23 protein-coding genes are annotated in these 26,704 nt (G+C 60.3%); 6 read left to right on the top strand and 17 right to left on the bottom strand.

Features of this window, described 5'->3' with window-relative positions:
* Positions 1 to 4: 4 nt before the first annotated feature.
* Positions 5 to 1,525: a multiple monosaccharide ABC transporter ATP-binding protein gene (gene mmsA / locus ACN0WV_RS12885; protein WP_417606285.1), complete on the bottom strand. Its 1,521-nt coding sequence runs from the start codon at positions 1,523 to 1,525 to the stop codon at positions 5 to 7.
* A gap of 82 nt (positions 1,526 to 1,607) precedes the next feature.
* Positions 1,608 to 2,672, bottom strand: coding sequence for a multiple monosaccharide ABC transporter substrate-binding protein (chvE, locus tag ACN0WV_RS12880; protein ID WP_084353969.1), 1,065 nt, complete (start codon positions 2,670 to 2,672; stop codon positions 1,608 to 1,610).
* Positions 2,673 to 2,834: 162 nt separating this feature from the next.
* Between chvE and ACN0WV_RS12875 the strand changes: the two genes are divergently transcribed.
* Entirely contained in the window at positions 2,835 to 3,758 is a 924-nt protein-coding gene (locus tag ACN0WV_RS12875) for a LysR substrate-binding domain-containing protein (RefSeq protein WP_417606283.1), read from the top strand.
* A gap of 158 nt (positions 3,759 to 3,916) precedes the next feature.
* Here the strand turns inward: ACN0WV_RS12875 and ACN0WV_RS12870 are convergent, their stop codons facing one another.
* Both ACN0WV_RS12870 and ACN0WV_RS12865 read right to left on the bottom strand, forming a co-directional pair.
* On the bottom strand, positions 3,917 to 4,630 hold the full coding sequence (locus ACN0WV_RS12870) for an HAD family hydrolase (protein ID WP_417606281.1): 714 nt from the start codon (positions 4,628 to 4,630) through the stop codon (positions 3,917 to 3,919).
* On the bottom strand, positions 4,627 to 4,911 hold the full coding sequence (locus ACN0WV_RS12865; protein WP_116599235.1) for a DUF3572 domain-containing protein: 285 nt from the start codon (positions 4,909 to 4,911) through the stop codon (positions 4,627 to 4,629). The genes ACN0WV_RS12870 and ACN0WV_RS12865 overlap by 4 nt, the downstream gene beginning before the upstream one ends.
* A 105-nt stretch (positions 4,912 to 5,016) precedes the next feature.
* On the opposite strand from ACN0WV_RS12865, the gene ACN0WV_RS12860 reads away from it, so the two are divergent.
* Entirely contained in the window at positions 5,017 to 6,384 is a 1,368-nt protein-coding gene (locus ACN0WV_RS12860; RefSeq protein WP_417606279.1) for a diguanylate cyclase, read from the top strand.
* Between the two features lie 117 nt (positions 6,385 to 6,501).
* Here ACN0WV_RS12860 and ACN0WV_RS12855 read toward each other — a convergent pair whose 3' ends face one another.
* From ACN0WV_RS12855 to ACN0WV_RS12840, 4 genes are all read right to left on the bottom strand, one after another.
* Positions 6,502 to 7,017, bottom strand: coding sequence for a periplasmic heavy metal sensor (locus ACN0WV_RS12855; RefSeq protein WP_417606277.1), 516 nt, complete (start codon positions 7,015 to 7,017; stop codon positions 6,502 to 6,504).
* A gap of 3 nt (positions 7,018 to 7,020) precedes the next feature.
* Positions 7,021 to 7,407, bottom strand: coding sequence for a hypothetical protein (locus ACN0WV_RS12850; protein ID WP_417606276.1), 387 nt, complete (start codon positions 7,405 to 7,407; stop codon positions 7,021 to 7,023).
* Complete coding sequence (locus ACN0WV_RS12845) at positions 7,400 to 7,984, bottom strand: RNA polymerase sigma factor (protein WP_417606274.1); 585 nt, start codon at positions 7,982 to 7,984, stop codon at positions 7,400 to 7,402. The genes ACN0WV_RS12850 and ACN0WV_RS12845 overlap by 8 nt, the downstream gene beginning before the upstream one ends.
* 75 nt (positions 7,985 to 8,059) lie before the next feature.
* On the bottom strand, positions 8,060 to 8,587 hold the full coding sequence (locus ACN0WV_RS12840) for an EF-hand domain-containing protein (RefSeq protein WP_417606273.1): 528 nt from the start codon (positions 8,585 to 8,587) through the stop codon (positions 8,060 to 8,062).
* Between the two features lie 222 nt (positions 8,588 to 8,809).
* On the opposite strand from ACN0WV_RS12840, the gene ACN0WV_RS12835 reads away from it, so the two are divergent.
* Together ACN0WV_RS12835 and ACN0WV_RS12830 are read left to right on the top strand one after the other, a co-directional pair.
* Positions 8,810 to 9,199 carry a DUF983 domain-containing protein gene (locus ACN0WV_RS12835; RefSeq protein WP_084353961.1) on the top strand — a complete coding sequence of 130 codons (390 nt, stop codon included), beginning with the start codon at positions 8,810 to 8,812 and terminating at the stop codon, positions 9,197 to 9,199.
* Positions 9,200 to 9,234: 35 nt separating this feature from the next.
* Complete coding sequence (locus ACN0WV_RS12830) at positions 9,235 to 9,933, top strand: NUDIX hydrolase (RefSeq protein WP_417606362.1); 699 nt, start codon at positions 9,235 to 9,237, stop codon at positions 9,931 to 9,933.
* Here the strand turns inward: ACN0WV_RS12830 and ACN0WV_RS12825 are convergent.
* The 4 genes from ACN0WV_RS12825 to modB all read right to left on the bottom strand — a co-directional run bounded on the left by ACN0WV_RS12825 (position 9,917) and on the right by modB (position 13,880).
* The gene (locus ACN0WV_RS12825) at positions 9,917 to 10,819 is read right to left on the bottom strand and encodes an EamA family transporter (RefSeq protein WP_417606271.1); all 903 of its coding nucleotides are present in this window, start codon (positions 10,817 to 10,819) and stop codon (positions 9,917 to 9,919) included. The genes ACN0WV_RS12830 and ACN0WV_RS12825 overlap by 17 nt on opposite strands.
* A 123-nt stretch (positions 10,820 to 10,942) precedes the next feature.
* A complete protein-coding gene (locus ACN0WV_RS12820) occupies positions 10,943 to 11,986 on the bottom strand; it encodes an aldo/keto reductase (RefSeq protein ID WP_417606270.1) in 1,044 nt (347 codons plus the stop codon).
* A gap of 116 nt (positions 11,987 to 12,102) precedes the next feature.
* A complete protein-coding gene (modC, locus tag ACN0WV_RS12815) occupies positions 12,103 to 13,188 on the bottom strand; it encodes a molybdenum ABC transporter ATP-binding protein (protein WP_417606269.1) in 1,086 nt (361 codons plus the stop codon).
* A complete protein-coding gene (modB, locus tag ACN0WV_RS12810) occupies positions 13,185 to 13,880 on the bottom strand; it encodes a molybdate ABC transporter permease subunit (protein ID WP_417606267.1) in 696 nt (231 codons plus the stop codon). The genes modC and modB overlap by 4 nt, the downstream gene beginning before the upstream one ends.
* A 443-nt stretch (positions 13,881 to 14,323) precedes the next feature.
* On the opposite strand from modB, the gene metG reads away from it, so the two are divergent.
* A complete protein-coding gene (gene metG, locus ACN0WV_RS12805) occupies positions 14,324 to 16,036 on the top strand; it encodes a methionine--tRNA ligase (protein WP_417606265.1) in 1,713 nt (570 codons plus the stop codon).
* 103 nt (positions 16,037 to 16,139) lie between these two features.
* Here metG and ACN0WV_RS12800 read toward each other — a convergent pair whose 3' ends face one another.
* From ACN0WV_RS12800 to ectA, 4 genes are read right to left on the bottom strand one after another with little or no spacing between them, the layout of a single operon-like run.
* Complete coding sequence (locus ACN0WV_RS12800; RefSeq protein ID WP_084353988.1) at positions 16,140 to 17,594, bottom strand: aspartate kinase; 1,455 nt, start codon at positions 17,592 to 17,594, stop codon at positions 16,140 to 16,142.
* A gap of 41 nt (positions 17,595 to 17,635) precedes the next feature.
* Complete coding sequence (locus ACN0WV_RS12795; protein ID WP_084353955.1) at positions 17,636 to 18,028, bottom strand: ectoine synthase; 393 nt, start codon at positions 18,026 to 18,028, stop codon at positions 17,636 to 17,638.
* Between the two features lie 15 nt (positions 18,029 to 18,043).
* A complete protein-coding gene (gene ectB, locus ACN0WV_RS12790) occupies positions 18,044 to 19,336 on the bottom strand; it encodes a diaminobutyrate--2-oxoglutarate transaminase (protein ID WP_417606263.1) in 1,293 nt (430 codons plus the stop codon).
* Between the two features lie 54 nt (positions 19,337 to 19,390).
* Positions 19,391 to 19,897 (bottom strand): diaminobutyrate acetyltransferase, encoded by a 507-nt coding sequence (ectA, locus tag ACN0WV_RS12785; protein WP_417606262.1) that lies wholly within the window; start codon positions 19,895 to 19,897, stop codon positions 19,391 to 19,393.
* Between the two features lie 238 nt (positions 19,898 to 20,135).
* Here ectA and ACN0WV_RS12780 point away from each other — a divergent pair, with 238 nt between their 5' ends.
* Positions 20,136 to 20,612 carry a MarR family winged helix-turn-helix transcriptional regulator gene (locus tag ACN0WV_RS12780; protein ID WP_084353952.1) on the top strand — a complete coding sequence of 159 codons (477 nt, stop codon included), beginning with the start codon at positions 20,136 to 20,138 and terminating at the stop codon, positions 20,610 to 20,612.
* A gap of 50 nt (positions 20,613 to 20,662) precedes the next feature.
* Here the strand turns inward: ACN0WV_RS12780 and ACN0WV_RS12775 are convergent, their stop codons facing one another.
* Complete coding sequence (locus ACN0WV_RS12775; RefSeq protein WP_417606260.1) at positions 20,663 to 26,479, bottom strand: choice-of-anchor D domain-containing protein; 5,817 nt, start codon at positions 26,477 to 26,479, stop codon at positions 20,663 to 20,665.
* Positions 26,480 to 26,704 lie beyond the last annotated feature (225 nt).

Here is a 26,704-nt window from a genome sequence, read left to right as displayed (position 1 = left end):
CTTCCTATTCGGTAACGATAAGCGACATGATGCGCTCTTGGCTGGCGTCATCGGCGCTTAGCTCGCCGACAAAACTGCCCTGGTTCATGACATAGATGCGGTCGCACATGCCCAAGAGTTCCGGCATTTCGGAACTGATCATCAGCACGCCTTTTCCTTCGGCCGACAACTCGTTGATGATGCCGTAGATCTCGAACTTGGCACCAACGTCGATGCCGCGGGTGGGTTCATCCAGGATCAGCACTTCCGGCCCGGCAAACAGCCATTTGGACAGAACGACCTTCTGCTGGTTGCCGCCCGACAGGTTCATCACCTTCTGAAACACGCTGGGTGTGCGGATGTTCATGGCGGCGCGGTAACGTTCGGCAACCTTGGTCTCTTCGGCCTCGTTGATCACGCCGGACTTGGACACATCGCTCAGATTGGCCAGCGTCACATTGCGCTGGATGCTTTCTTCGAGGATCAAGCCCAGTTCCTTGCGGTCCTCGGTCACATAGGCCAGCCCGCTGCGGATGGCCGCCGCAACCGTTGACGTGTCGATTGCCTTGCCGCGCAGCTCGACACTGCCCGAGATGTTGCGACCGTAGCTTTTGCCAAACAGGCTCATTGCCAGTTCGGTGCGTCCGGCCCCCATCAGCCCGGCAATGCCGACGACCTCGCCCGCACGGACGTGAAAGTTGATGTCCCGGATCACCTGCCGCGCGGCATGCTCGGGATGCCAGACGTTCCAGTCCCGTACCTCCAGCAGCATATCCCCGGCGCGGCGGGGCCGTTCGGGATAGCGCTGCGACATATCCCGACCGACCATATCGCGCACGATGCGGTCTTCTGTAATCGGCTCCTTGCGCGCATCCAGCGTCGAGACTGTCGCGCCGTCGCGGATCACCGTGATCGTGTCGGCGATGCGCCGCACCTCGTTCAGCTTGTGACTGATCACGATCGAGGTGACGCCCTGGGCCTTCAGTTCCAGCAGCAAATCCAGCAGGGCCTGACTGTCGGATTCCGACAACGCCGCCGTGGGCTCGTCGAGGATCAGCAGCCGCACGTCCTTGGACAGGGCCTTGGCAATCTCCACCAATTGCTGTTTGCCGACGCCGAGGCTGTCGACCTGCGCCGCAGGAGGTTCGTTAAGTCCGACCTTTTTCAACAACCCTTCGGTCCGCCGGAATGTCTCGTGCCAGTTGACGACACCTGCCTTCGCGCATTCGTTGCCGACAAACAGGTTCTCGGCAATCGACAGCAACGGCACCAGCGCAAGCTCCTGGTGGATGATGATGATGCCCAGCTTTTCACTGTCCGAGATACCCGCGAACCCGGCCAACTGGCCATCATAGTGAATTTCACCGTCATAGGTGCCTTTGGGATAGACGCCCGACAGCACTTTCATCAACGTGGACTTGCCCGCGCCATTCTCGCCCACCAAGGCGTGAATCTCGCCCTCGGTGACTTTCAGATTGACGTCGTCCAGCGCCTTGACCCCCGGAAAGGTCTTGGTGATATTGCGCATTTCCAGCAGCGTCTGCACGAAAATTCCCCCTCCCAAGGTATCGCCTGATCAATGCGTCACGTCCCGCCCGCACAGACGTGCAGGCGGGTGTTGGCAAGGATCAGAGATCGTCTTTGCTGTGATACCCGGAATCGATCACGATGGCTTCGTAGTTCGACCCATCGACCGAGACCGGCTCCAGCAGGTAGGACGGTACGACCTTGACACCGTTGTCATAGGTGGTGGTGTCGTTGATCTCGGGCTCGCCACCCTGCAACAACGCATCGACCATCCCGACGGTCACGCGGGCCAGTTCGCGCGTGTCCTTGAACACGGTCGAATATTGCTCGCCCGCAATGATCGACTTGATCGACTGCAATTCGGCATCCTGACCGGACACGATGGGCATTGCCAGATCGCCAGAGCCATAGCCCACGCCTTTCAGCGACGACAGGATCCCGATGGACAGGCCGTCATAGGGGCTGAGAACGCCGTGCACGACAGCATCGGTGTAATGCGCCGACAGCAGGTTATCCATGCGGGACTGCGCGACCGCGCCATCCCAGCGCAATGTGCCTACGGTGTCCATGCCCATCTGGCCTGACACGATGTTGATCGTGCCATCGTCGATCAGTGGCTGAAGAACCGACATGCCGCCATTATAGAAGAAATAGGCGTTGTTATCGTCGGGCGATCCGCCGAACAGTTCGACATTCCAGGGTTTCACGTCCGGAAAACGCTCTTTCATGCCGTCCACAAGGCTGGTCGCCTGCAGCACGCCCACCTTGAAGTTGTCGAAGGTGGCGTAATAGTCCACATATTCGCTGTCGCGGATCAGGCGGTCATAGGCGATTGTCTTGATGCCCGCGAAATGCGCGTTCTCCAGCGCGTTGGACAGCGTGGTGCCGTCGATCGCCGCGATCACCAGAACGTCCACGCCCTTGGTGATCATGTTCTCGATCTGGTTCAACTGGTTCGGAATATCGTCTTCGGCATATTGCAGATCAGCGGTGTAACCGGCCGCCTCGAACTGCTCGACCATGGATTCGCCGTCCGAAATCCAGCGCGCCGACGACTTTGTCGGCATGGCAATTCCGATGGTGCCCTTATCCTGTGCGATGGCCGGCGCGGCCGCAAGGCCAACGCCAAGCGCGAGGGCGGCGAGCCCTGCTGAAATTTTCTTCATCATGTCCTCCCATGGCGCCACGCATGTCACTGCCAGGGCACCTGACTTTATTGATTTGACCCGACGTGCTGTCGGATATCGAAATCCTAAAGAGGTTTCGACATAACATTCAAATGAAAGATTTGGCGACTTTCATACCAATTCAGGTATATCATGCATATGATGACTTTGACCTCCCAGCTTCGGCTCCGACATTTTCGCTTGGTGCAGGCCATCGCCGAGACCGGCCAGATTTCCACCGCCGCCACGCAACTTGCGGTCAGCCAGCCCGCCGCGTCGCGAACCCTTGCCGAGATCGAGCGCATCATCGGCGAGCCGCTGTTCGAACGCCACGCGAAAGGTATGCGCCCGACCCTGATCGGAGAGGTCATCATGCGCCATGCCACGACACTGGTGGGAGATATTGACAGGATTGCCATCGAGGTCGATGCGTTTCGCCGAGGCACGGCGGGTGTGGTGCGCATAGGTGCCGTCACCGGCGCGGCGGTTGGCTTTGTCGTGCCAGCGGTGCAAAAGCTGAAAGCCATGGCCCGTCTGGCCACGGTCAGCGTCGATATTGCGCCAAGTGTCGATCTGATCGAACATCTGCTGCGCGGCGATCTGGACATTGCCTTGTGCCGCCTGCCGCGCCATGCCGACGCACGCCCGTTCCTGATCCGCGCCGGCCGTGTTGAACAAATAAGATTTCTGGTTCGGGCCGGGCACCCGCTTGTCGGGCTGTCCGGGTTGGCACTTGATGAACTCGCCGGATTGCGCTGGGTTATTCAGGCCAGTGGAATGCCGGTCCGCGAAGCCGTCGATCAGGCGTTCACCAATCGTGGTCTGCGCATACCGGGAGATACGATCGATACGTCCTCCCTGATGGTGGCCCTTGCCTATCTCAAGGACACCGATGCAATCGCCGCGATCACGCAGGAGGTCTATGAGCTTCTGGTTCCAAACAACACCAGCAACTGGGCCGTACTCGACATGAAGGAAAGCCTGATCCTGTCGCCATATCAACTCATCCGCAAACGGGATCGCCCGATGACGCCGGTTTGCGAAAGCTTCGTGCAATTGCTCGAAGCGGAGTTGACAAAAGTATGATCCGTTTCGCGTATGCCTGCCTGAGCGGACGGTAAGGGACATGTGCTCCCATTCACCAACCGGCAAGCATCTTCGAGGCCCGAGCCCGTGTACGCACTATCACACAGCAGGGTCAGCCATTTCCGCCCGCACAAGCAATAAAGTTCGGTTACGGACAGCTAAGATGCGTTGGCATGTGCCAGCCCCAGCCAGTCCGGCAACGCTCCGACGTTCGGAAGCACAACATCCGCAAGCGGCGAAAGCTCTGCCCGCGTGGCCGGGCCAGTAAGAACAGCCACCGTCTGCATCCCGGCCGCACGCCCTGCCATAAGGTCATGGGCGCTGTCACCGACCATCACCACCCGCTCCGGTGCCTTTTCCACCGCATATGCAAAAGACAGCAAAGGGTCCGGCGACGGTTTTGCGCCGAACCCGCTATCTGCACCCGCGACGAAGTCAAACGCATCTCCGATATTGGCGGCGACCAGATGCGCGTGCGCCGTTCGCTGGCTGTCATTGGTCATCACGCCAAGCGACAGGCCGGCCTGCCTTAATCGCGCCAGCAACGGCGGCAGCGGCACCGTCTCGACCAAAGGCGCTGTTTCAGCAGCCTCGGAAAGGAATCGTTCCAGCCCGCCGAGGGTCCATCCGTCAAGTCCCGGCAACATCAGTGCTGCCACCTGCCGGTTGGTGCCTGCGATCACCGGACTTTCCGGCAAGAATCCGCCGATCACGGGATCGTATCCGATGGCAGCGGTTAACCATTCCAGCCGTTCCGCGTCGCCCTTTGCAAGCCGTTCCAGCACCCCACCCGCCCACACATCCCAGGTAGCGCGGAAATCAAACAGCGTGCCATCCTTGTCAAACAGGATCGCATCAGCGCGCAATGTCATGTCCAATGGACCTGCTCTCCACCCGGAAGGGCGGCGCGGGCATTGGCTATGTCATTGTAATCTATACCTGCTGCGTCACAAAACGCGACAACCCAGGCATCATCCATCAGCACGAAATCCAGCACCGAGCCCAGAAACTCTGGCTCCTGCACGTTGGCGCGCAGATCCTCTGTGCTTGCGCCCGTCGATCCCAGGAAGATCGGAAGAAGCTCTTCATTGCCCGCCAGCCAGCCGAGCGCCTGCACGCCGACGATCTCTGCCCGGTCTTTCGAGAGTGCCATTAGTTCATCCTTCGGAAAGGTATTCTTAACCAATTCGAATAAAAACTTACCCAAGCCTGGATGCAAGCACGGATGGAACTCGAAATGCCTCAGACGGTCCTGATAGTGGATGAAGTTGCTACCAACAGGATCGTATTGCGCGTCAAGCTGGCGGCGGCATATTACTCTGTGAAACAGGTCACGTCAGGGACCGATGCGCTTGCGGCCTGTGCGAAAAAAGTCCCCGATGTCATCCTTCTGGGCCAGGTCGGCAGCATGCAGGCCAGCGACTTCGCGCGGCGGCTGCGCGCCGACCCCAGAACCGAAACGGTGCCGCTGATCTTTCTCACGCCGCCCGATGACATGCGCGCCCGCGTTGAGGCACTGCAAGCCGGGGCGGATGACGTCCTGTCCCACCCGGTCAGCGAAATGATGTTGCTGGCCCGGATCCGCAACCTGCTGCGCGACCGGGATGCCGAACGCGAATTGCGTCTGCGCGACGGAACGCAACGCGCGCTCGGTTTTGCCGAACCGCGCGCCGGGTTCGAGATGCCCGCGTGGGTGACTGTGGTAACCGACCAGCCTTCCGAGGTCGAGCTGTGGCTGGAGCAACTGAAGGCACGCGTGTCCCATCGCATAGAGATCCGCAGTCCCCGAGAGATGCTGGCGCAAGATACAGGCGGCACCAAGGCTCCGGATGTTTGTATCGTCACCCTGCCTCGTTTGATCCCCGAAACCGGGCTGGGCACGCTGTCGGAATTGCGCTCCCGCAGCGCGACGCGACACTGCGCGATGCTGGTTCTATGCGACCGCGAGACGCGACAGGCAGCCGCAAGCGCGCTGGATCTGGGCGGCAATGACCTTCTGGCCGGGGACTTCGACCCCGACGAGCTGGCCCTGCGGCTGGAAAACCAGATCTCCCGCAAACGTACCGCCGACAGGCTGCGCGCCACCATGCGCGATGGATTACACGCGGCGGTGACGGACCCGCTCACCGGACTGTATAATCGTCGTTATGCCCTGCCGCATCTGGCGCGCATTTCGGAAGAGGCGCATCGTTCGGGCCGCCGTTTTGCCGTTCTGATCGCTGATCTTGATCACTTCAAGCAGATCAACGATCTGCATGGCCATGCTGCGGGCGATGCCGTTCTGACCGGCGTGGCACGTCAGTTGAAAGAGAACCTGCGTGCCGTGGATCTGGTCGCGCGCATCGGCGGCGAGGAATTCCTGATCGTGCTGCCCGACACCGGCAGCCATCGCGCCCGCCGCACGGCACAAAGACTGTGTCAAGTGATCCGCCATACGCCGTTTCTTGCGCCCGGTCACGATGTCCCGATCCGCGCGACAGCCAGCATCGGCATGGCGATGGGACCACTTTTCACCGCCGGGCGCGGCTGCGATGACAGCGACCTGCTGACACTCGCCGATCGTGCGCTTTATGCGTCCAAAGCGGACGGACGTAACAAGGTCACGCTGAGCCGGGATGCCGCCTGAGCGCTTGGTGTGCAATAGGCCGATCGTCTGACGTTCATCCGCAGCCAATGCCATTCGCGCGGATCAAAGCGAACTGATTTCATGCAGCCCCGACGCCATCCCGCGCCGGCAAGCGGGTCAGCGATCGTGAGGGCGCCAAGACCGATCGCCGCCTTTCGCCAGCCGATCAAGCGCATCCTCCAGCCGGTCGGCAAAGCCGGCGCGCTCATCGGGGGACATTTCGGCAAGCCTTTCGGACAAGGCGCGCTGTCCCATCAGCTTGCGCTGGTGCGCGCGTTCGGACTGACGCGAAAGCACCTCGTCCAATGCCGTCTGATCAAGCGGTTCTGTCCGCAGTATTTCCAACGCCGCGCGGTAATCTTCAGCCAGAAGCCCCCGCTCTTCATGGCGAGAGGCCAGACCTTCGCGCAAACGCTTGCCAAGCGCGCTACGATCGGCGTCGCTCAGCGCCCGCGTATAGGGGGCAACCATGTCGCGCGGGCCGCCGCGCCGACCGTGATCCGGTTTCAGCAGCATCGCGCCGCACACAATGCCGACGATCAGCAGGTTGAGCGCCAGCGAAACAAACAGCAAAACCCGCAGCCAAATCCTGCGTTGTCCACTTCCGTCCGAAGGTTCTTTGATGTCGCTCATGGTTCAGCCCCCCGTCATCGCAATGTCATATTCGGTCAGCGGATCCAGCAACCAATCGCTGTCCGCATCGGTACTGACGCTGCCCGTTCCGATCAGCGAGGCCAGTTGATCCGACACGGCCGCAGGCGGGTTTACCCCGACCCACACTCCGGCGACTGTCGCCGCGGCCAATCCGGTCAGGGCAGGCCAGCCACCGATGCCGCGCAGGATCTGGCTGAAAGGGCCTTCGCGTTTCGTGGCTGGCCGGGGGGGTGCCACAGCCTCGGCCTGGACCGACAACGCATCGTCCAGAATGCGCGCCATGAAGGCTGCATCGGGGTCGGGCGCGGTATTGCGGGCCGCGTCAAAGAACGCTTCCAGCCCGTCGCTATCCTGCTGTTTGTCAGTCATCTTGATACCCCAGTTCTTCCCGTCGCCCGGCCAAGACCTCGGCCAGTGCCCGTTTGCCCCGCGCGGTCAGGCTTTCGACCGCGCGCGGGCTGATGTCCATGATCTCGGCAATCTCGGGATTGCCCAGACCTTCGATATGTCGCAACACCACTGCCTCGCGCTGCCGCTCTGGCAGGCTGTCCAGCGCGGCCTGGAGCGCTTCGGCGCGCGCCACCTGCTGCAAGCCCTGTTCGGCACCGATCGCCGGATCTTCGGGTTCCGGCACAGAGTCGATATCGACAGAGCGCCGCTTTCGCAGCCGGTCCGTACAGAGATTCGCCACGACGCGGTAAAGCCAGGTCGTGACCTTCGCCTCACCCTGCCGCCACTCTGCTGCGATCCGCCAAAGACGCAGCATCGCCTCTTGGGCGACGTCTTCGGCCTCGGCCCGGTCGCCCAGCATCCGGTAAGCGTGGCCCAGAACCTTCGGCGTCAGACGTGTGGTCAGCGCGCGCGCCGCGGCGGCATCGCCATTGGCGTAAAGCACCAGCAGCGCATCGTCAGAAACCTCACTCATGGCGTCAAAGGGCATGTCCATTGTCCGTCAAGGGCTAGCCTGTGTTGGGCGTTGGTGCAATGCGGGCCGGGCCATTTGCGGCCCGACCCGGTGGGCTCAGTCGTCGCCGTGACCGTGACGCTTCTTGCCACCATGATCGCCACGGTGTCCGCCGTCATGGCCGCGCATCCGCTTGCCACCTTTGCCGGCGTCAGCGAATTCCTCTTCCGAGATCGTGCCGTCCCCGTCCTTGTCCAGACGGTCGAACATGCTTTTGCCATCCGCACGCACGGTCATTTCTTCGACGCTGAGCTGCCCGTCGTCATTGGCATCCATTCGTTCGATCATCCGTTCAGCACCGCGAATAGCGCGCTGCTGGCGCATCGTTTCGGCATGGGCAGCCATTTCTTCAGCACTCAGCATCCCGTCACCATTGCCGTCCGCTTGCGCAAAACGGGCGGCATGCGGCGCGGCCAGCTCTTCCGGACTAAGTACGCCGTCCGAATTGGTGTCCAGTTCGGAAAAATCAGGCCGGTCCATCATCAGGCCGTTGCCACCGCGATGTCCGTCGCCATGGGCAACAGCGGCGGTGCCGACTGCAATTGCAACGGCGGTGAGTGTCGTGAAGATTGTGGTGCGTTTCATCGTCATTTTCCTTTGTCTTACGGCTTCGAAACCGGCCTTCCGATCGGCTTACTGGAAACTGATACGCCGTGGCCGCGGCATTCCGTCGGTAATCCGCAGCTTTCTTCATCACGACCGATGACGTGGCCGTGATTTGCGACATCCGGACGCAAGGACAGGATGTCCACTTTTATTTGCGGTGCGCTTTGACCATTTTTGGCGCTTGAGTCACAAGGATTTGCAATGGCATTCGATGATGTAAATGTGGCGGCAGAGCGCCCCACCATGCCCGCCCTTATGAAGGGTTGGCGCAGGCGTTGCCCGAAATGCGGCAATGGCCCCTTGCTAAGCGGCTACTTGAAGGTGCGTGACACCTGCCCCGTCTGCCGCGAAGAGCTGTATCATCACCGTGCCGATGATGGCCCGGCCTATCTGACGATCCTGATCGTTGCCCATCTGATGGCTCCGGTCATGCATGTCGCCTTTGTCAGGTTCCGGCCCGAACCCCTGATACTGTTCACGATATTGGCGGTTGGCTGCGTTGGGCTATCACTCTATCTTTTGCCCAGGCTCAAGGGCATGATCGTGGGCTTTCAATGGGCGCGGTACATGCACGGATTCTCCCGCGTCTGAACCTCTTGGCATGGGAAGGCGACAACGTGAACGAGATGGCGGACAAGACGGCCCTGCGCGACGCGGCCTCGGTGATTGTGGTGCGCGACGGCACAGACGGGCCGCGCGTGTTGATGGGACAACGCGGTGCCAAGGCCGCCTTCATGCCCAACAAGTTCGTGTTTCCGGGCGGCGCGGTTGATGCTGGTGACGCGCAAGTGCCGCTGGCGGCAACGCTCAGCGCCGTTTGTCGCAACCGGCTGGAAGAAGATGCCGCGCCGGGCACCGCCGCTGGCCTGGCCGCGGCTGCGATCCGCGAATTATGGGAAGAAACAGGTCAGATTCTGGGCCTGCCCGGTGACTGGCCCTTCCCTCCGCCTGCCGATTGGCAGGGCTTTGCCGCCACCGGCCATGTACCCGACGCGCAGGCGCTGCAATTCGTGTTCCGTGCGATAACGCCGCCGGGACGCCCGCGCCGTTTCGATGCGCGTTTCTTCCTGTTGCGGGCCGAAGCGCTTGCCTCTGATCCGGACTCTTTTGACGGGGCCTGCGACGAGCTAAGCCATCTTCAGTGGATCTCGCTCAGCGACGTGCGGAATTTCGACCTGCCCTTCATCACCGAAGTGGTGCTGGCAGAGGTTGCCGCGCGCCTTCACGACAGCAATCCGCCGAGTTCCGTGCCGTTTTTCCGGGACGATAACGAGGAAAGCCTGTTTTTGCGCCTGCGTGGCCGCCCCCCTAGTTCAGCAGAATAAGGCCCAGAATGCTGGCGGTCAGCAGACCGATGCCAATCCCCTCGCGACGGCTGATCGTTTCGCGGAACACCAGAACAGAGGCCGCGAGCGAGAAGATCACCTCAATCTGGCCAACCGCGAAAACATAGGCCGCGTTTTGCTGCGTGAATGCGGTGAACCAGCACAGGCTACCCGCCATGCCGGTGATCCCCATCCAGACGGCGGTGCGCCGGGCTTGCCACAACGCCACCAATTGTCCCGGTTCGCGCCAGTTCAACCACAGACCCAGCGCCAGTGTCTGCGCCACGGTCACAACCGCTAACGCCACCCCGGCGCGCAACAGCGGATCGTCGCTGGCAACCTCCAGCGTCGCACCGCGATAGCCCACGGCAGAGATCGCAAAGAACGCACCGGACGCCAGCCCAAGCCCCGCCGCCCGGTTCCACAACCGCCGCGTCCAGCCCCCGGCCATTGCCGCGCTGTCGGACAGCACCAGAACGCCGACCAGCCCCAGCACGATGGCACCGAAGGCTGGCAAGCTGACCCGGTCGCCCAGGACCAGCAACCCGACCAGAACGGTCTGGATCACTTCGGTTTTCTTGAAGGTGATCCCGACGGCAAAGTTGCGCTGTGCAAACAGCGCCACCACGCACCATGTCGCCAGGATCTGCGCCAGACCGCCGGTCAACGCGTAGGCCCAGAACTTGCCCGTCAGCTGCGGCACGTCCGCACCGGTCCAGACGATATAGCCCAGGGTCAACGCGGAAATGAATGGCAACGAATAGGCAAACCGCGCCAGCGTCGCCCCGCCCGAAGACAGCGTGCCGGTACTGAGGTGCTTTTGCAGCATGAAGCGCAATGTCTGAAAGGCCGCCGCCGCGACCGCCAGGATTATCCAAGGTTCCATCCGGTTCTATTGCCTTGATTTCAGAGGCTTGGCCAGAGCAATCCAGACATCGTGTTCAGAACACGAGACCGGTCGCAGCTCTCGCGCCGTCTCGGCGTAACTTGCACAATTCCGGGGCAAATCTCAGTAAGGCATTGGATGCGCGCGATGCGCAACATCCAACGCGTCGAGCAGCTCGGACGAAAGCGTCACATCAGCCGCCCCCAACAGGTGATCCAACTGTGCAAGTGTCGTTGCTCCAAATATTGAGGAAACCACAAACGGACGCCGCGCCGACCAGGCCAGCGACATATGCACCGGATCCAACCCAAAGTTGCGCGCGACGTCCAGATAGGCCTCAACTGCGGTCAATACACGATCATTCCGGCGTCCGCCCATGTCCGGGTTCAGCGACATACGCGACTTTTCGGGGATCTTGCCACCCTGATACTTGCCGGTCAGATAGCCGCATCCCAAGGGCGAAAACGGCAAAAGTCCCACATCTTCATTGACGCACATCTCTGCCAGATCGGTGTCGGCCAACCGGCAAAGCAGTGAATATTCGTTCTGAACCGTCTGAATGCGCGGGCCGCCCATCCGGTCGGCGATGGCGTTCCACATCATCGTGCCCCAAACGCTTTCGTTGGACATGCCGAAATGCCGGACCGTGCCGCGCACGACCTCTTTTTGCAACGCGTCGATACATTCTTCCATGTCCGCGATGGTATCGGTCTTGTTTTGCGCGGACGGATCGTAGTGCCAGTTTTTCCGGAACATATAACTGCCACGGTTGGGCCAGTGGAATTGATAAAGGTCGACATAATCGGTCTTCAGCCGTTTCAGCGATCCCTCAAGTGTCTCGCGGATCGTCTTTGCGGAAATCGGCGCGCCATCCCGGACCTTCTTTTGCCCTTCGCCGGAATGTTTGGTGGCCAGGATCACCTCTTGTCGGCGGCCCGTGCGGGCAAACCAGGTGCCGATGATCTCTTCGGTCAGGCCGATGGTTTCGGCCTTGACCGGGTTCACCGGATACATTTCTGCGGTGTCGATGAAGTTGATACCTGCGGCCAGCGCCCGGTCGATCTGCGCATGCGCCTCGTCCTGCGGCGTCTGAACGCCAAAGGTCATGCTTCCGAGGCAAAACTCTGACACGCTAAGACCGGTGCGGCCGAGCGGCTTCATCTTCATTCTGTCATTCTCCTGTTGCGAACCCGGCAGACCATAAGGTGAGCCGCGCCGGGTTTGAATTGCGAATGCGCCGTCCGATACCATTGGCCGGAGTGGCTCTGGCGACAGCGGTCGTGTTACGGGTTTGGTGCGGGCTCGGCTATATCGACCTGCGACACGGCGACGGATTTCAACACGGCAAAGCACGTCTGTCCTGTGGCCAGTTCCAACGTCTCGGCACTGCGGCGGGTGATCCGCGCCAGCAAATGTTCGTCACCCACGGCAAGCTGAACCACCACGCCGGGACCGTCCCCGTGATGCATGGTGCGGATCGTGCCTTCCAGGATATTCAGCGCCGACAGACCTTTCGGCCGGGTCCTCGTCAGGATGACGTCCTGCGCAAGAATGCGCACGCGTATGCGGTCGCCCGGCGCGCGACTGACACCGGGCAGGAACAGCGGCCCTCCGGGGCCGGCCAGCTCGGTCAGCCCGTCGGGATGATGTGCGACCACGCGCGCATTCAGCAGCGCGCCCGCATCGCGCACGCCCATATGCGGCACCAACGCGGGATCGGCCAGTAGTTGCGCCGCCGGACCAGATCGCAGCACCCGGCCGTTTTCCAGCAGGACGATGTGATTTGCCAGGCGCGCGACCTCTGCCACGGCGTGGGTGACATATAAGATCGGAACGCCGGATTCGGAACAAAGCCTGTCCAGAAAGGGCAGGATCTCGGCTTTGCGCGGGGCGTCCAGCGCGGCCAGCGGTTCATCCATCAACAGCATCGCGGGGTCGGACAGAAGCGCGCGGCCAATGGCCACTCGCTGTGCCTCGCCGCCGGACAATGCGCCGGGACGCCGATCCAGCAGACGGCCCAGTCCCAGAATATCGACAACGCTGTCAAACCTGTCACCCGTCGCACGACGCGCATAGGTCAGGTTGCCCTGCACAGTCATGTGCGGAAACAGCCGACCGTCCTGAAAAACATAGCCTAGCCCACGCCGATGCACAGGGACAGAGACCCGCGTCGCCGTGTCCAGCAACACACGGCCATTGACGCTGATCCGCCCGGCATCTGGCCGGAGAAGCCCCGCGACGGCCTTCACCACGGTCGATTTTCCCGATCCCGAATGACCGAACAGCACTGTGACACCGGCAGGCGCGGCAAAGCCGACATCCAGCGCGAAACCCGCAAAGCTGTGGCGTATCGCGACGGACAGGCTCATCTTCCCGCGACCCGTGCCGTGACCCTGCGCGCCATTACTTCTGATACCACCAGCGCCGCCATCGCCACGACGACCGACACGACGACCAGCCGCAATGCAGAAGCCTCGCCGCCCGGCACTTGCAGGAAGGCGTAGATGGCCGACGGCACCGTGCGCGTCTCGCCGGGGATGTTGGACACGAAGGTGATCGTGGCGCCGAACTCTCCCATTGCCTTGGCAAAAGCGAGGATCGCACCGGCGATCACGCCGGGCAGGATCAACGGCAGCGTCACCGTGAAAAACACGCGCAGGCGCGACGCACCCAGCGTCGCGGCTGCCTCTTCCAGCCCTGGATCGACGCTTTCAATCGCCAGTCGCATGGCGCGCACCATCAGCGGAAACGCCATGATCGCCGCGGCGAGTGCAGCACCCGTCCAGCGGAACGCCAATACAATGCCAAAGGCGCTTTCCAGAAAGCCACCGATTGGCCCGCGCCTGCCAAAGCCCAGAAGCAGCACATAGCCGGTCACGACAGGTGGCAATATCAGCGGCAGATGCACGATCCCGTTCAGCAGATGACGCCCCGGAAACCGCCCACGCGCCAAAAGCAACGCCACGCCCAGCCCGAATGGCAGGCTGGCCGCGACCGCCAGACAGGCCACCTTCAGCGACAGCGCTACCGCCTGCCATTCATCTGGACCAAGAAATGCCATGCCGCGGGTCTACCTCGCCGAACGCGTAAGGCAAAGAGGCGGCAGGTTTTCCATCGACGACGGGACTCCTTGCAATAAAATGACGCTCCCCTGAAGGATGTGCCGGACAGCTTCAGCTTGGCAAGGCCGCTTTGGTCGCGATTGCCAAGAAATCACCCGCCCCGGATCACACTGTCAGGGTCGGGCAAGACCTGGGCGGCGCAATTGCACAAGTAGCACCCTGACGCCGTTGATCGCTGTCGCATCCCTGCTTCGCTCTGGCACCAATGCCCGTGACCTGAATCGGACGGCCCCACCCGCGCTGTCTATGCGCCGCGCGCCAGCGTTGTCATCGAACGACTGATGGCGGTTTCCGCGAAAGGGCGGGACGGTTGCCCGCCCTGCCCTCTGGTCCTTGGCCGCGTTAGACGTTAGAGGAAGGCGGACTGAAGACAAGGACTTTCATGGCACGCCATCTTATCACTTCGGCGATCCCCTATATCAACGGGATCAAGCACCTCGGCAACCTCGTGGGCAGCCAGTTGCCCGCAGACCTTTACGCCCGGTTTCAACGCGCGCGCGGCAACGAGGTGCTGTTTCTGTGCGCTACGGACGAACACGGAACCCCTGCCGAACTGGCCGCCGCGAAGGCCGGCAAGCCGGTGGCCGAATATTGCGCAGAGATGCACGCGGTCCAATCAGGCATCGCCGACGGCTTCCGGCTGTCCTTTGATCATTTCGGGCGATCCTCCAGCGAGCAGAACAAGGTGTTGACGCAGCATTTCGCCGGACGTCTGGCCGATGCGGGGCTGATCCGCGAAGTCAGCGAAAAACAGGTCTATTCCAACACCGACGGGCGCTTCCTGCCTGACCGCTATATCGAGGGCACCTGCCCGAACTGCGGCTACGACAAGGCGCGCGGCGACCAGTGTGAGAATTGCACCAAGCAGCTTGATCCCACGGATCTGATTGACCCGCGCAGCGCCATTTCAGGATCAACCGATCTGGAAGTCCGCGAGACCAAGCATCTGTATCTGTGCCAGTCGCAGATGAAGGATCAGCTGGAAGAGTGGATCGACACGCGCGAGGGCTGGCCGATCCTGACCACCTCGATCGCGAAGAAATGGCTGACCGACGGCGACGGGCTTCAGGACCGGGGCATCACCCGCGATCTGGCCTGGGGTGTTCCGGTCAAGAAGGGCACCGAGGATTGGCCGGGCATGGAAGGCAAGGTCTTCTACGTCTGGTTCGATGCGCCGATTGAATATATCGCCGCCGCGCAGGAATGGGTGGATGCGGGCAAAGGCACCGATTGGGAACGCTGGTGGCGGACCGACAAGGGTGCCGACGACGTGCGCTATACCCAGTTCATGGGCAAGGACAACGTGCCCTTCCATACGCTCAGCTTCCCCGCGACCATTCTGGGGTCGGGCGAGCCGTGGAAGCTGGTGGATTACATCAAGAGCTTCAACTACCTGAATTATGACGGTGGTCAGTTCAGCACCTCGCAGGGCCGCGGTGTGTTCATGGATCAGGCGCTGGAAATCCTGCCTGCGGATTATTGGCGCTGGTGGCTGCTCAGCCATGCGCCAGAAAGCAGCGACAGCGAGTTTACATGGGAGAATTTCCAGACCTCGGTGAACAAGGACCTGGCGGATGTGCTGGGCAATTTCGTCAGCCGCGTGACCAAGTTCTGTCGCTCGAAATTCTCCGAAGCCGTGCCCGAAGGCGGCGCTTACGGCCCGCGTGAAGAGGCGCTGATCGAGACTCTGAGCACCCGCATCCGCGCCTATGAGGCCCATATGGAGGCAATGGATGTCCGCAAGTCGGCTGGCGAATTGCGGGCAATCTGGGTGGCGGGGAATGAATACCTGCAAGACGCCGCGCCTTGGACGACCTTCAAGACAGACCCCGAGGCCGCTGCGATGCAGATCCGCCTCGCGCTGAACCTGATCCGGCTTTATGCGGTGCTGTCAGCGCCCTTCATCCCCGACGCGTCAGCGCAGATGATGGAGGCGATGCAGACCGAGGATGACAGCTGGCCCGACGATGTGCCCGGCGCCCTGCAACTGCTGACCCCCGGCCACGCCTTCACCGTCCCCGACGTGACTTTCCGAAAAATCTCGGATGAAGAGCGCGAAGGCTGGCAAGAGCAGTTCTCGGGCATCCGCAGCTAGGCAAGCGACCACGCCGGTCTGCGCTGTAGCGTAACGAAAAAAAAGACCGCGCCGAGATAATCCGGCGCGGTCTTTCTTTTTGTTTGTCCAAAAGGCGCGCGTGTCAGGCGGCGCGCTTTTTGACCAGGTTCGCCTCTGCATCATGCAGCTCGGCCTGGCCGATATATTCGGCATTCAGGGTCTTGATCGCAGCGCCCAGATGGTCGCGGCCGATGACGAACTGAACGTCCACACGGCGTGGCCCCTGATGGGCACCCAGAACCTCGATATCTTCGCGGTCCATCGCGGTCAGACCACGCAACAGAACCTTCAATCCGGAGAGATCGCGCCCGATGACCGAAGCAATGGCAAGCGCACGCACCTGCAGCTCGGCTGACGGGTAGAGCTTTTCCAGATCGGCAGACACGCGGCGCACGGTTTTCAGCGACGCCTCGACATAATGCGTGATCGTGTTGGCATTCGACGTCTTTGAAACGATCCGGACATTGTGACGGCGCAGCGCTTCCAGCACCGCAGTGTCATAGCCTTTGACCCCGACCATATCCGGCTCGAACAGTTCCAGCGCAACCACGTCCAGACCTGTCACAATCTCGACCGACGGCACATCTGCGGGGGCTTCGTCAATCAGCGTGCCGGGATCTTCGGGTTCAAACGCGTTGGTGACCCGCAGCGGTACTTCAGCCCGGCGCAGGATCTTGGCAGCTTTCGGATGGATCGCTTCCATCCCCATATTCGACAACTGATCCGCCACATCATAATTCGTGCGACCGATCTTGCGGGCGTTTTCCTCGCCCACAAGACGCGGATCGGCGGAACAGAGGTGAAACTCCTTGTGGATGATCGCCTCTTTCGCGTCGGTCAGTGCCGCAAGATTGGAGAATGTAACCTCGGAATAGCCGCGGTCAAATTCCTTCATCAAACCTTCGGAACACTGGGCGTACCCGGTGACGATCGGCAATTCAGTCGTTAGGTCAACATCCGCCAGACCCTGCTTGATCCGGGTTTCCAGATCAACCTCGGCACTGTCGCGCCAGCCTGACAGATCGACAAACCGCGCGTTCACGCCATGCCGCTGCAACAGCAGCGAGGTCACAAACGCCGAATGCGCTTCGCCCAGACCGGACAGAAGCTCGCGGATCACCATCATGTGGTGCGACAAACGAAAGTGCCCGTAAGAGCACAGCCGCTGAAGATCGAACAGGCAGCTACGGGCGCCTTCGATCCTGTCGCGCACAAATTCATCGGCCGATTGCCGATCCGCCGCGTGATCCAGCACATCCATATGCGCCTTGGACATTTCGCGACCAACTTCTGTCAGCGCATCCAGCCAACCGTGATCGTCATCAGCATTGGAAAACAATGCGTAGACACCCGGCTTTCCGGACTTCTTATGTTCCAACAGCAGATCGGTGATCCCGCCAAAGGCAGAGACCACGAAGATTCGGTTATACAGGTTGTTCTGACGATGCGGTCCGGCGATCAGTGTGTCGCGCAGCTCTTTCACGCGACTCATAGATGTGCCGCCGATTTTCTCGACAGTATGCGATGTTTTGGTCATCAGTTGATCCATCCCGGCCCCGATGGGGCCTTTTCTGGCGTTCAAGAGTCGACGAGCTCGTAAGACCCGTCTTCGCGGTGCACTTCCTTGCCGGTCACAGGCGGGTTGAAACAGCAGGCCATGACCAGCTCTTTCTCGGCGCGCAGAACGTGACGGTCGTGCTTGTCGAGAGCATACATCACGCCGGGGCGGATTTCATGCGTCTCGCCGGTCGCGAGATCGGTGATCGAACCTTCGCCCTTCATGCAATACACGCTCTCAAAATGGTTCTTGTACTCGAACGTGTGCTCCGAGCCTGCGTCGAGAAACGTGATATGGAACGAAAACCCCATGCCATCATCTGCCAGCAACATCCGCACGGATGTCCAGTCAGCATCAGAAACCACACGGGTCTTTTCGTCTTTTACGATCTTGTTGAAGTCACGAACAATCATTGTCGGCTTTCCTTCTTACTGTGCTGCCAGACGGTGGCCCGCCACGGTGGCGCGGGTGGCGTCGAGCAGAATATCCAGACCCTTGCGGAACAGTTGGTTCGGCGTGGTCAGCGGCGCGAGAACCTTGACGACTTCGTCTTCGGCACCCGATGTTTCGATGATGAGGCCCATTTCGAAGGCACGGGCGCAGATTTCAGAGGCCAGCTCGCCAGAGCCGACGTCGATGCCCTGCATCAGACCGCGCCCTTTGAGTGACGCGCCCGGAACTTCCTCGGCAATGGCCTGCAATCCGCTGGTCAGCATCATCGCCTTTTCGCCCAGCATTTGCTGGAAAGCGTCATCGGCCCAGAATTTCTCGATCGCGACGCGTGCCGTCACGAAGGCATGGGTGTTGCCACGGAAGGTGCCGTTGTGTTCAGCCGGCTTCCAGATGTCATGCTCTGGTTTGATCAGCAGTGCCGCGAATGGCAGGCCCATGCCGGAAAAGGATTTGGCCATCGGGATAAGATCCGGCTCAATCCCCATTTTCTCGAAGCTGAAGAACGTGCCGGTACGGCCACAACCCGCCTGAATGTCGTCGACAATCAGCAATGCGCCATGTTCCTTGGCGAGACGCGCGATGCCCTGCATCCACTCGGTCGATGCGGCGTTCAGACCACCCTCGCCCTGGACAGGCTCCACAATAAACGCGGCCGGGGCATCAATACCACTCGATCCGTTGGACAGCATCATTTCGATCTGCGCCAGCGTATCCACGCCCTCACCGAAAGCGCCATCATAGGGCATGTGCGTCACGTCAGCCAAAAGACCACCGCCAGCGCCACCGCGCTTGGACGAGTTCCCGGTCAGGCTAAGCGCGCCCATGGTCATGCCGTGGAACGCATTGGTGAAGGCGATGATGTTCCGGCGACCAGTGACCTTGCGGGCCAGCTTCATCGCGGCCTCAACGGCATTGGTGCCGGTCGGACCGGTCATCATAACCTTGTAGTCCATATCGCGCGGTTTCAGAATAAGGCGCTCGAACGCCTCCAGAAACTGCGATTTGGCATCGGTGTGCAGGTCGAGCGCGTGGCTCATCCCGTCACGGCTGATATGGTCGATCAGCGCAGCCTTCATATCCGGGTCGTTATGCCCGTAGTTCAACGACGAGCAGCCGGCGAGAAAATCGATATAGGTTTCGCCCTTGGAATCGGTCATTTCCGAACCAGAAGCAGAGGCGAACACCGTATCGAAGCTGCGGCAGTAGCTGCGCGCTTCAGATTCGCGGCGTGTATAAATTGTGGTGTCGGCGATGTTTTCAGTAGACATGGGGTATCCTTCGATTGTGCAATCGAGTGAAAAGACTGGGGGGTGAGAGGTGGATCAGGCTGCTTTGCGCAGAGCCTCGCGGAAGGCGATGGTGACCATGTGCTCGGTCGCGTGCCGTCCGTCAAAGTGATCCTTGCGTGTGAAATGCGGTTCGTCCGAAACGTCCGCACCGATGCGCTTTGCAAAGCCCTTGAACAGGCCCCAGGACGCATCATTGTCCCCGGTGATCGTCGTCTGGATTTGCTTTACATCATCCAATTCGTCACGTTCGATCAGATCTGCCAGCATACGGCCAGCAAGACCGATCCCGCGCGCGTCCGGATGAACGGCAACCTGCCAGACAAAGAGCGTGTCATCTTGCGAAGGTGGAATATGCCCCGAGATCCAACCCACGATTTGACCGTCTTGCTCCGCGACAATGCAAGTGTCGGCGAAATGGTCGCACTGGATCAGATTGCAGTACATTGAATTCTCGTCGAGCGGCTTGCACGCCTCAATGAGGTCACAGATGTCGGACCCGTCCTTGGCTGTCGGCTTACGGAATTCTAGCTGCTTGGTCATAAGTTCACGCTCTCATTATTTCCTTCGATTAGCTAAATATAGTGTGAGGTCTGAAATTTCAAGAAGCAAAGTATATTTTGCGTTTAATGCTTAAACTATTTGAAATTATCGCAAAACTCCTTAGCTTTAGGCCATGATGCAACAAAACGAACACAAACGACTGTCAAATCACTTCGCTGAATTGAAACATTCTACTGCTTCTGCCACGATAGAGCAGGTTAGCAGAGAGTTGGCGAAGATGAACCGGACTGACATCAGCCTGATCGCGCTGCGCAAGATTTTGCGCGCGACAGAGCTTTATGGGCGGAAACTGGCCTCGGCCGCAGGGCTGACCGCCGTGCAGTTCCGCGTGCTTCAAATCGTGTCCGAAAATGCCATGATGACGCCAAAGGACATTTCCAAGCAGATGGGCGTGTCGCAAGCGACCATCACATCATTGATCGACAAGCTGGAAAAGCAGGGCATGGTGTGTCGCACCAAATCCGAAGCGGATCGGCGACAGATCAATATCACGCTGACACCGCGCGGAGTAGAAACCGTGGATACTGCGCCGGACGCTCTGCAACAACGCTATGTGCGGCAGTTCGAGGCATTGCAGGAATGGGAGCAGGCGCAGTTGATCTCGTCTTTGGAACGTATCGCGGCGATGCTGGATGCGGCAGAACTGGATGTGGCACCGGTGTTGGACAGCGGCGATTTCCGAAACACGCACTGACACATTGCGCCTGGCGCTTTGGTATATGCTCCAAGCGCAATGTCATCTCGTCAGATCAGCAGGGTGGTATCGGCGAATACGATGCTTTCAACGTAGTAAAGCTCGTCCACATCTCCGAACGTAAGGTCGGTCATTGTGACATGGGTAGCGCTGTTGGTGACAATCGTGAAGTCCGCAGAATTACGGCCCGACACATTTAATGTGTCCGTGCCGGCCCCACCATAAATATCGTCACTGCCTGCCCCGAAGATAAACGTGTCGTCTCCATCTTGACCCATCAGCGTATCATCACCACCAAGACCGTTGATCTCGTCCGCCCCGTCGCCCCCCCTGATAAGGTTCGCGTTCCCATCGCCTTCGAGCGTATCACCGAAGCCGGTGCCGATGAGGTTTTCAAAACCTGACACCACGTCTCCGGCGGCATCGCCGTCCGTGCCGACCCCGGCATCCAGCGAAACGCTTACCGGCCCTGCGCCGCCACGATAATCCAGCCAATCGATTCCAAGCCCGCCGTCCAGCGTGTCGGCCCCCAAACCGCCACGAAAGACCTCGTCGACGGCGGCAGAGTTGGACCCGGTCAAATTATCGGCAAAGTCTGACCCAATGACGCCCTCGAAACCGGTAAAGCTGTCGCCAGTCGCCCAACCCGCTGCGACCGACGTACCCGTGTCGATCATGACGGCTGCGGATGCATCGCGGTAATCAAGCCAATCGAACCCCGCGCCGCCGTCCATCGTATCATGGCCGCCGCCGCCACGAATGATGTTGTCATTCGCATCGCCTGTCAGGCTGTCCGCTTCGGCGGTTCCCAACAGGTTCGGAAGTCCGGAAACCGTATCTCCGACAGCGTCGCCGCCCAGGAAAGTCGCAGTCAGCAGGTTGACGGTCACGGCATCTGAGCCGCGATAATCCAGCCAATCCTCGCCCGTGCCCGTCAGGACATCGGCCCCTGCCCCGCCGCGCAGGACATTAACCAGGGTGTCCCCGGTCAGCGTGTCATCGCCATCAGAACCCAGAAGGTTCTCGATGCTGTTAAACACGTCGCCGGCAGCAGTGCCACCGGTCGTCACGCCGGTGGCCAGGTTCACTGAGACGGCAACACCGGAGTCGCGATAGTCTGCCCAGTCGGCACCTGCCATACCGAAAAGCCTGTCTGCGCCCAGCCCGCCGCGCAAGACATTCGCGTCGCTATTGCCGGTCAGATCGTCAGCAAAACCGGTACCGATCAGGTTTTCAATGGTTGCAAGCGTATCGTTGCCCGCCGCACCAGCAGCCGTCCCGGCGTTGAGATCGATCTGCACGGCACCGCCCGCGCCGCGATAATCGGCCCAGTCGCGACCGTCACCGCCGACGATGCTGTCGCCTGCGCCACCGCCACGCAAGGTATCGCCCTCGGCAGAACCGGTCAGGGTGTCGCTTTGGGCGCTGCCCAGAACGCGCTCGATGCCAGTGAAACTGTCACCAGCGGCATCTCCGCCGGTGGCGGTCCCGGCGCCCAGGTCGACTGTTACGCCGAAGGCGGAATCCGCATAGGACAGCCAGTCAAGCCCATCGCCGCCGTTCAGCGTATCCCCTGCGCCGCGCCCTTGCAGCACATCATTTCCACTCAGGGCGTTGATCACTTCCGCACCGCCCGAACCGCTAAGCACGTCGTCATAGGTACTGCCAGTGATGATCTGGAAATTTGCCAGCACGTCACCCAGCGCTGCGCCGCCATTGTTGGCAGAGTTGGCAAGGTCCACAACAACTCCGGCCGTTACGGCCGCGTAGCTAATGCTGTTCGTGCCCATGCCCCCATCGAACGTATCGGCACCGGAAGTCGGCGTGAACAGGTCGTCGTTGTCTACACCTTCGATGCGCAATGTCACGGTCGCGGTGCTGAGTCCGCCAAGCTGATAGGTAAAGGTCTCGGTCAGGACATCGCCGACGGGCAGCCATTCATTATCCGCATTGATCGTGTAGGTCAGCTGTCCGTCGGACCCCAGATTGACGGTGTTCCCCGAACCCAGCGAAACATCCGCCCCGACGCCAAGGGCACTGCCATTGACCTGCGTCACCACCCCGCCAAGCGGCGCGAACACGTCGATCAGCGTGGGATTGGCGGCAAAGACATCCAGCCCCGCGACGACCCCTGTCACCGTATCGGCAAAGGTGAACAGGTCATCAACAGCCGTCAGAACGTCGTCATCGGTCACATCCAGCGTTTCGCTGTCGCCCGTATAGCCAGTGGCGGACACGCTGAGCGTTGCGGTCTGCGTGCCGTCCAACACCGCGTCATCAACGCCCTGAACAGAGAATGTTGCAGAACTGTTTCCCGCAAGGATCGTCACTGTAGCCGGAACAGAGGTTTCGCTAGGATCATCTGTCCCGAGCGTGACAATCAACGCATCGGTGGTCGCACCATCGCGAGTCACCGTTCCGGTGGCCGTGCCGCCATTTTCGGAAATGGAGGATTGATCGATTGTAAGCGTAAGCTCGGGATCGTTCACGATGTCAATCGCGACGCTTCCCAGTGGTGTCGTGTTGACGCCGTCAAAACCGGCAAAACTCAGCGCGTCGGCATCGTCACCCGACAAGTCAGACTGACCAAGATATTGGATGTTGCCCGCGACGTTCAGATAGTCATTTATCGCGGCCTGCGTGCCACTCAGCGTGACGGTATTAGCATCCACCAGAACCTCGGTAACGCCCAGCCCGGCCCCGTCCGCGACGCTTTGGAACGTGCCGGTCGCGGCGTCAATCGTCAGGGTGTTGATCGCATCTTCTTCGTCGGAATAGTCAAGCTGACTAAGGTCCAGACCTACGACGGTATCTTCGGCAACGCTCAGATCCGGGGTCAATCCGGCCAGTTGTGGCACATCATCTGTCAGCGTCACCGCAACATTCACCGTCACAGCCTGCACGTTGCTCCCGTCCGACAGGGACAGCACAATGTCATAGGTCGACAGAATCCCGGCACCGCCATCGGCCCAAGCCACGTTGCCGTCAATGATATCCTGTTGCGTGAACGTGTCATTCGCTGCCAGCGGCGTTCCCGACAGCGTCAGCGTACCGGCGGCGGGCAGGCTGGTGACGGTATAGGTCAGCGTGTCGCCTTCGGCATCGGTAGCCAGCAACATGGCGGTCGTCAGGGTGACGCTCGCCTCTTCCGAGACAGCCAGCCCAGTGTTTACATCTACCGTCGGTGCGGTGTCGCCGAGTGGGCCTGATGGCAAAGTCTGTGCAACAGTGTGCGAGAGCGTCCAGTTGGTCTCGTCACTGATCGCAAGCAGTAATGCAGGAAATGACAAGTTGGTGGGACCTGAATAAACGCCGTTTTCATATTCGGGAATCGAGACGACTGGATTCTCGCCCAGAGAGATTGCGTTGACCCCGTCGATCAGCCCCGTCGGCACAAGGGAATTTCCAGTTGTATCAGCGTAGATTGTATCAAAATTGGTGGCATCGAAATGCAGCGCATAGACGTTGCTGACAGATGCTCCGGTGACGTCTGCGACGCCTTGATACAGCATGATCTGGTCGCCAGCACTCGACGGGCCGAACGATCCCGAGAAATATGCGTTGAGGACCGGAAAGAAATCCTCGCCGCCATTGGTCAGCAGATCGTCATAGGTGATAACAGTGCCCGCAGACAGATCCGTGGGCGCGATCCAGCGCCCCGCACCTTCGCCGGAACGGAAGGTCGTCCCGGTCCAGCCACCATCGGTAAACCGCAATTCGGTCCCCGCAACCACGTCATTCAGCAGAACAAAGGCGAAATTGTCAGCCCCCGTAGAGTTATAGCCAATGATCGCGGCACCGCCAGCCGACAATGCCGTTCCACCACCTGCGGCGATTCCGGTGCCACTGATGTCGAAGCTGTAGGCGCTTTCGTCGGCGTCGTCAGAGTTGACCGTGATTGTTGCATCCTGCCGCCCGGCGGCTGACGGATCGAACGTGACCGTCACAGTGGTCGAGGCCCCAGCAGCCACGCTGGATGCCGGGGCACTTGTGATGGAAAATTGTGCGGCATCGGCACCGCTCACATCAACGGAGGCGATGTTCAGCGTTCCGCTGCCGGTGTTGCGGATCGTGTAGGTCGCCGTGACCCCGCCGTCATCGACCCCGACGGGAGAAAATATCGTGGCATCGTCCCATGACGGCGTGCTGTCGCCCAAAGCGATCGGAACGGCATTTCCAAGCACATCAATCTCCGGTGCGACCGGCCCGCCGGTCGGCACATAAGGCCCCGCAGGCAACGTTTGTGGCGTATCCGAACCGGTCCAGTTGCTGTCGTTGTTGAGCGACTGGCGCAGCAGATCCTCGGTCGCCTGGGCAGAGGGTGTCCAAACGCCGCTGTCAAACTCTGACGCACCATTGCCGAAAGAGATCGCAGTATCGCCGTCAACCAATCCGGTCGGCAGAAGCGAGGCACCGGTCCCGTCTACATAGACGTTGTCGAACGTGTCCGAATCGAAGTGGATCGCGGCGATGTTCGTGCTGGCATTGCCCGCCACATTCGCCGTTCCCTGATAGGCAATGATCTGGTCGCCCGAGGTGCCAATATCGAAGCTACCCGTAAAATATCCGGTATCCGCCTCGGAGAAATCCAACCCGCCATTTTCGGAAACATCATCATAGGTAATCACGGTGCCTGCACTCAGATCCGACGGCGCGGTCCATTGCACCGCCCCTTCCGTTGAACGGAACGTCGTTCCGGTCCAGCCGCCATCGGTGAACTTGATCGTGGTACCCGCCGTCACATCGGTCATCAGAACAAAGGCGAATGCGTCAGGCTGATCCGCGTTATACCCGACAAAGGCAATATCGCCCGCAGCAAGCGTGGTGGCAGAGCCGGGATTGGCACCGGACGCATAGACATCGAAGCTGTAGCTCGGCTCGTCCGCGTCATCACTGTTGACGGTGATCGTGGCGGTGCGTGCGCCGCCGGCCGATGGGTTGAACTGCACTGTCAGCAGCGCGCTGGAAGATCCCGCGATAGCCCCCACCGGCGACGTTGTGACCGAGAAGTCACTGGCATGCGCCCCGGTAATCTGGATCGAGGACACGTTCAGCGGATCCCCCCCCTGGTTCGCGACAGAGTAGCTGCGGCTTGCGTTTCCGCCGGTCACCTCTACCGCGCCAAAGACTGTGCCATCAACGATGGTGGGTGTGGAATCGCCGTCGACAATCTCGTTCGCGCCGCCCAGAATGGCAATTTCCTGCGGCGGCAGATCGGCCGAGATCGAGAATGCCGTGACAAACGGCGATGTCGGGTAAGCCGTGTTCTGACCGACCCAGTTGCTTGCCGTGTTGATCGCGGCCAGCAGAAATTCGGCAGTGCCGCTGGTTGGCCCGTTGTAATAGCCGTTGTCGAATTCATCGACCACGCCGGTATCAATAAAATGCAGCGCATCCACGCCATCGGTCAGACCCGGAGGAAGCTGCGAATCCGATCCAGTCGCGGCCAGATCCCAGCCAGACGGGCGGGTGTTGAGCGCCGCGATCGGCGTCTCGCCCGCGCCTGCGTTGCCCTGGAAGGCGATGAGTTGGTCACCCGCAGTGGACGAGGAGAAACTGTTGAGAAAGAAGCCGCCATTGCTATCAAAAGAAGCACTTCCGACGCTGGCGGAGATTGTGTTGGCATTTGCATTTGCAGCAATCGAGACCACGGTCCCCGCCGTCAGCGCAGTCCCGGACACCCAGCGGATATTGCCTTCGTCACCGCGCAAGACGCCGGCCTGATACTCACTATCGGTGATATTGATGACGGTCGATGCATCTACATCACGCAACAGCACGAAGGCGAAACTGTCATCCAGCGAACTTAAAACGCTTTCCCCAGTGTATCCAATGAATGCAATATCACCCGCAGAGAGCGTGGTCATGTCAGGTATTCCTTATTTTTCCGGGCAATACACCCGAACCATCATCGTCCAGATGCGGAGTGAACGTGTCAATAACCCATACAACCGCAATAAATTAACTCAAAACAATAATACTCCATTAAGGCGAGCGCACAAAGCCGTCATTTTTGATCCGCGGAATAATATTTCCGCAAGCTTGGCCCGATTTTTGCCAAGTTCTGTATCTTGCCGCCGAAACGGGCAGGA

This window comes from Primorskyibacter flagellatus (genome assembly GCF_048268605.1).
Taxonomy (GTDB): domain Bacteria; phylum Pseudomonadota; class Alphaproteobacteria; order Rhodobacterales; family Rhodobacteraceae; genus Primorskyibacter; species Primorskyibacter flagellatus.
The sequence above is the reverse complement of the archived record's forward strand: the minus strand, read 5'-3'. Positions and strand labels throughout refer to the sequence as shown.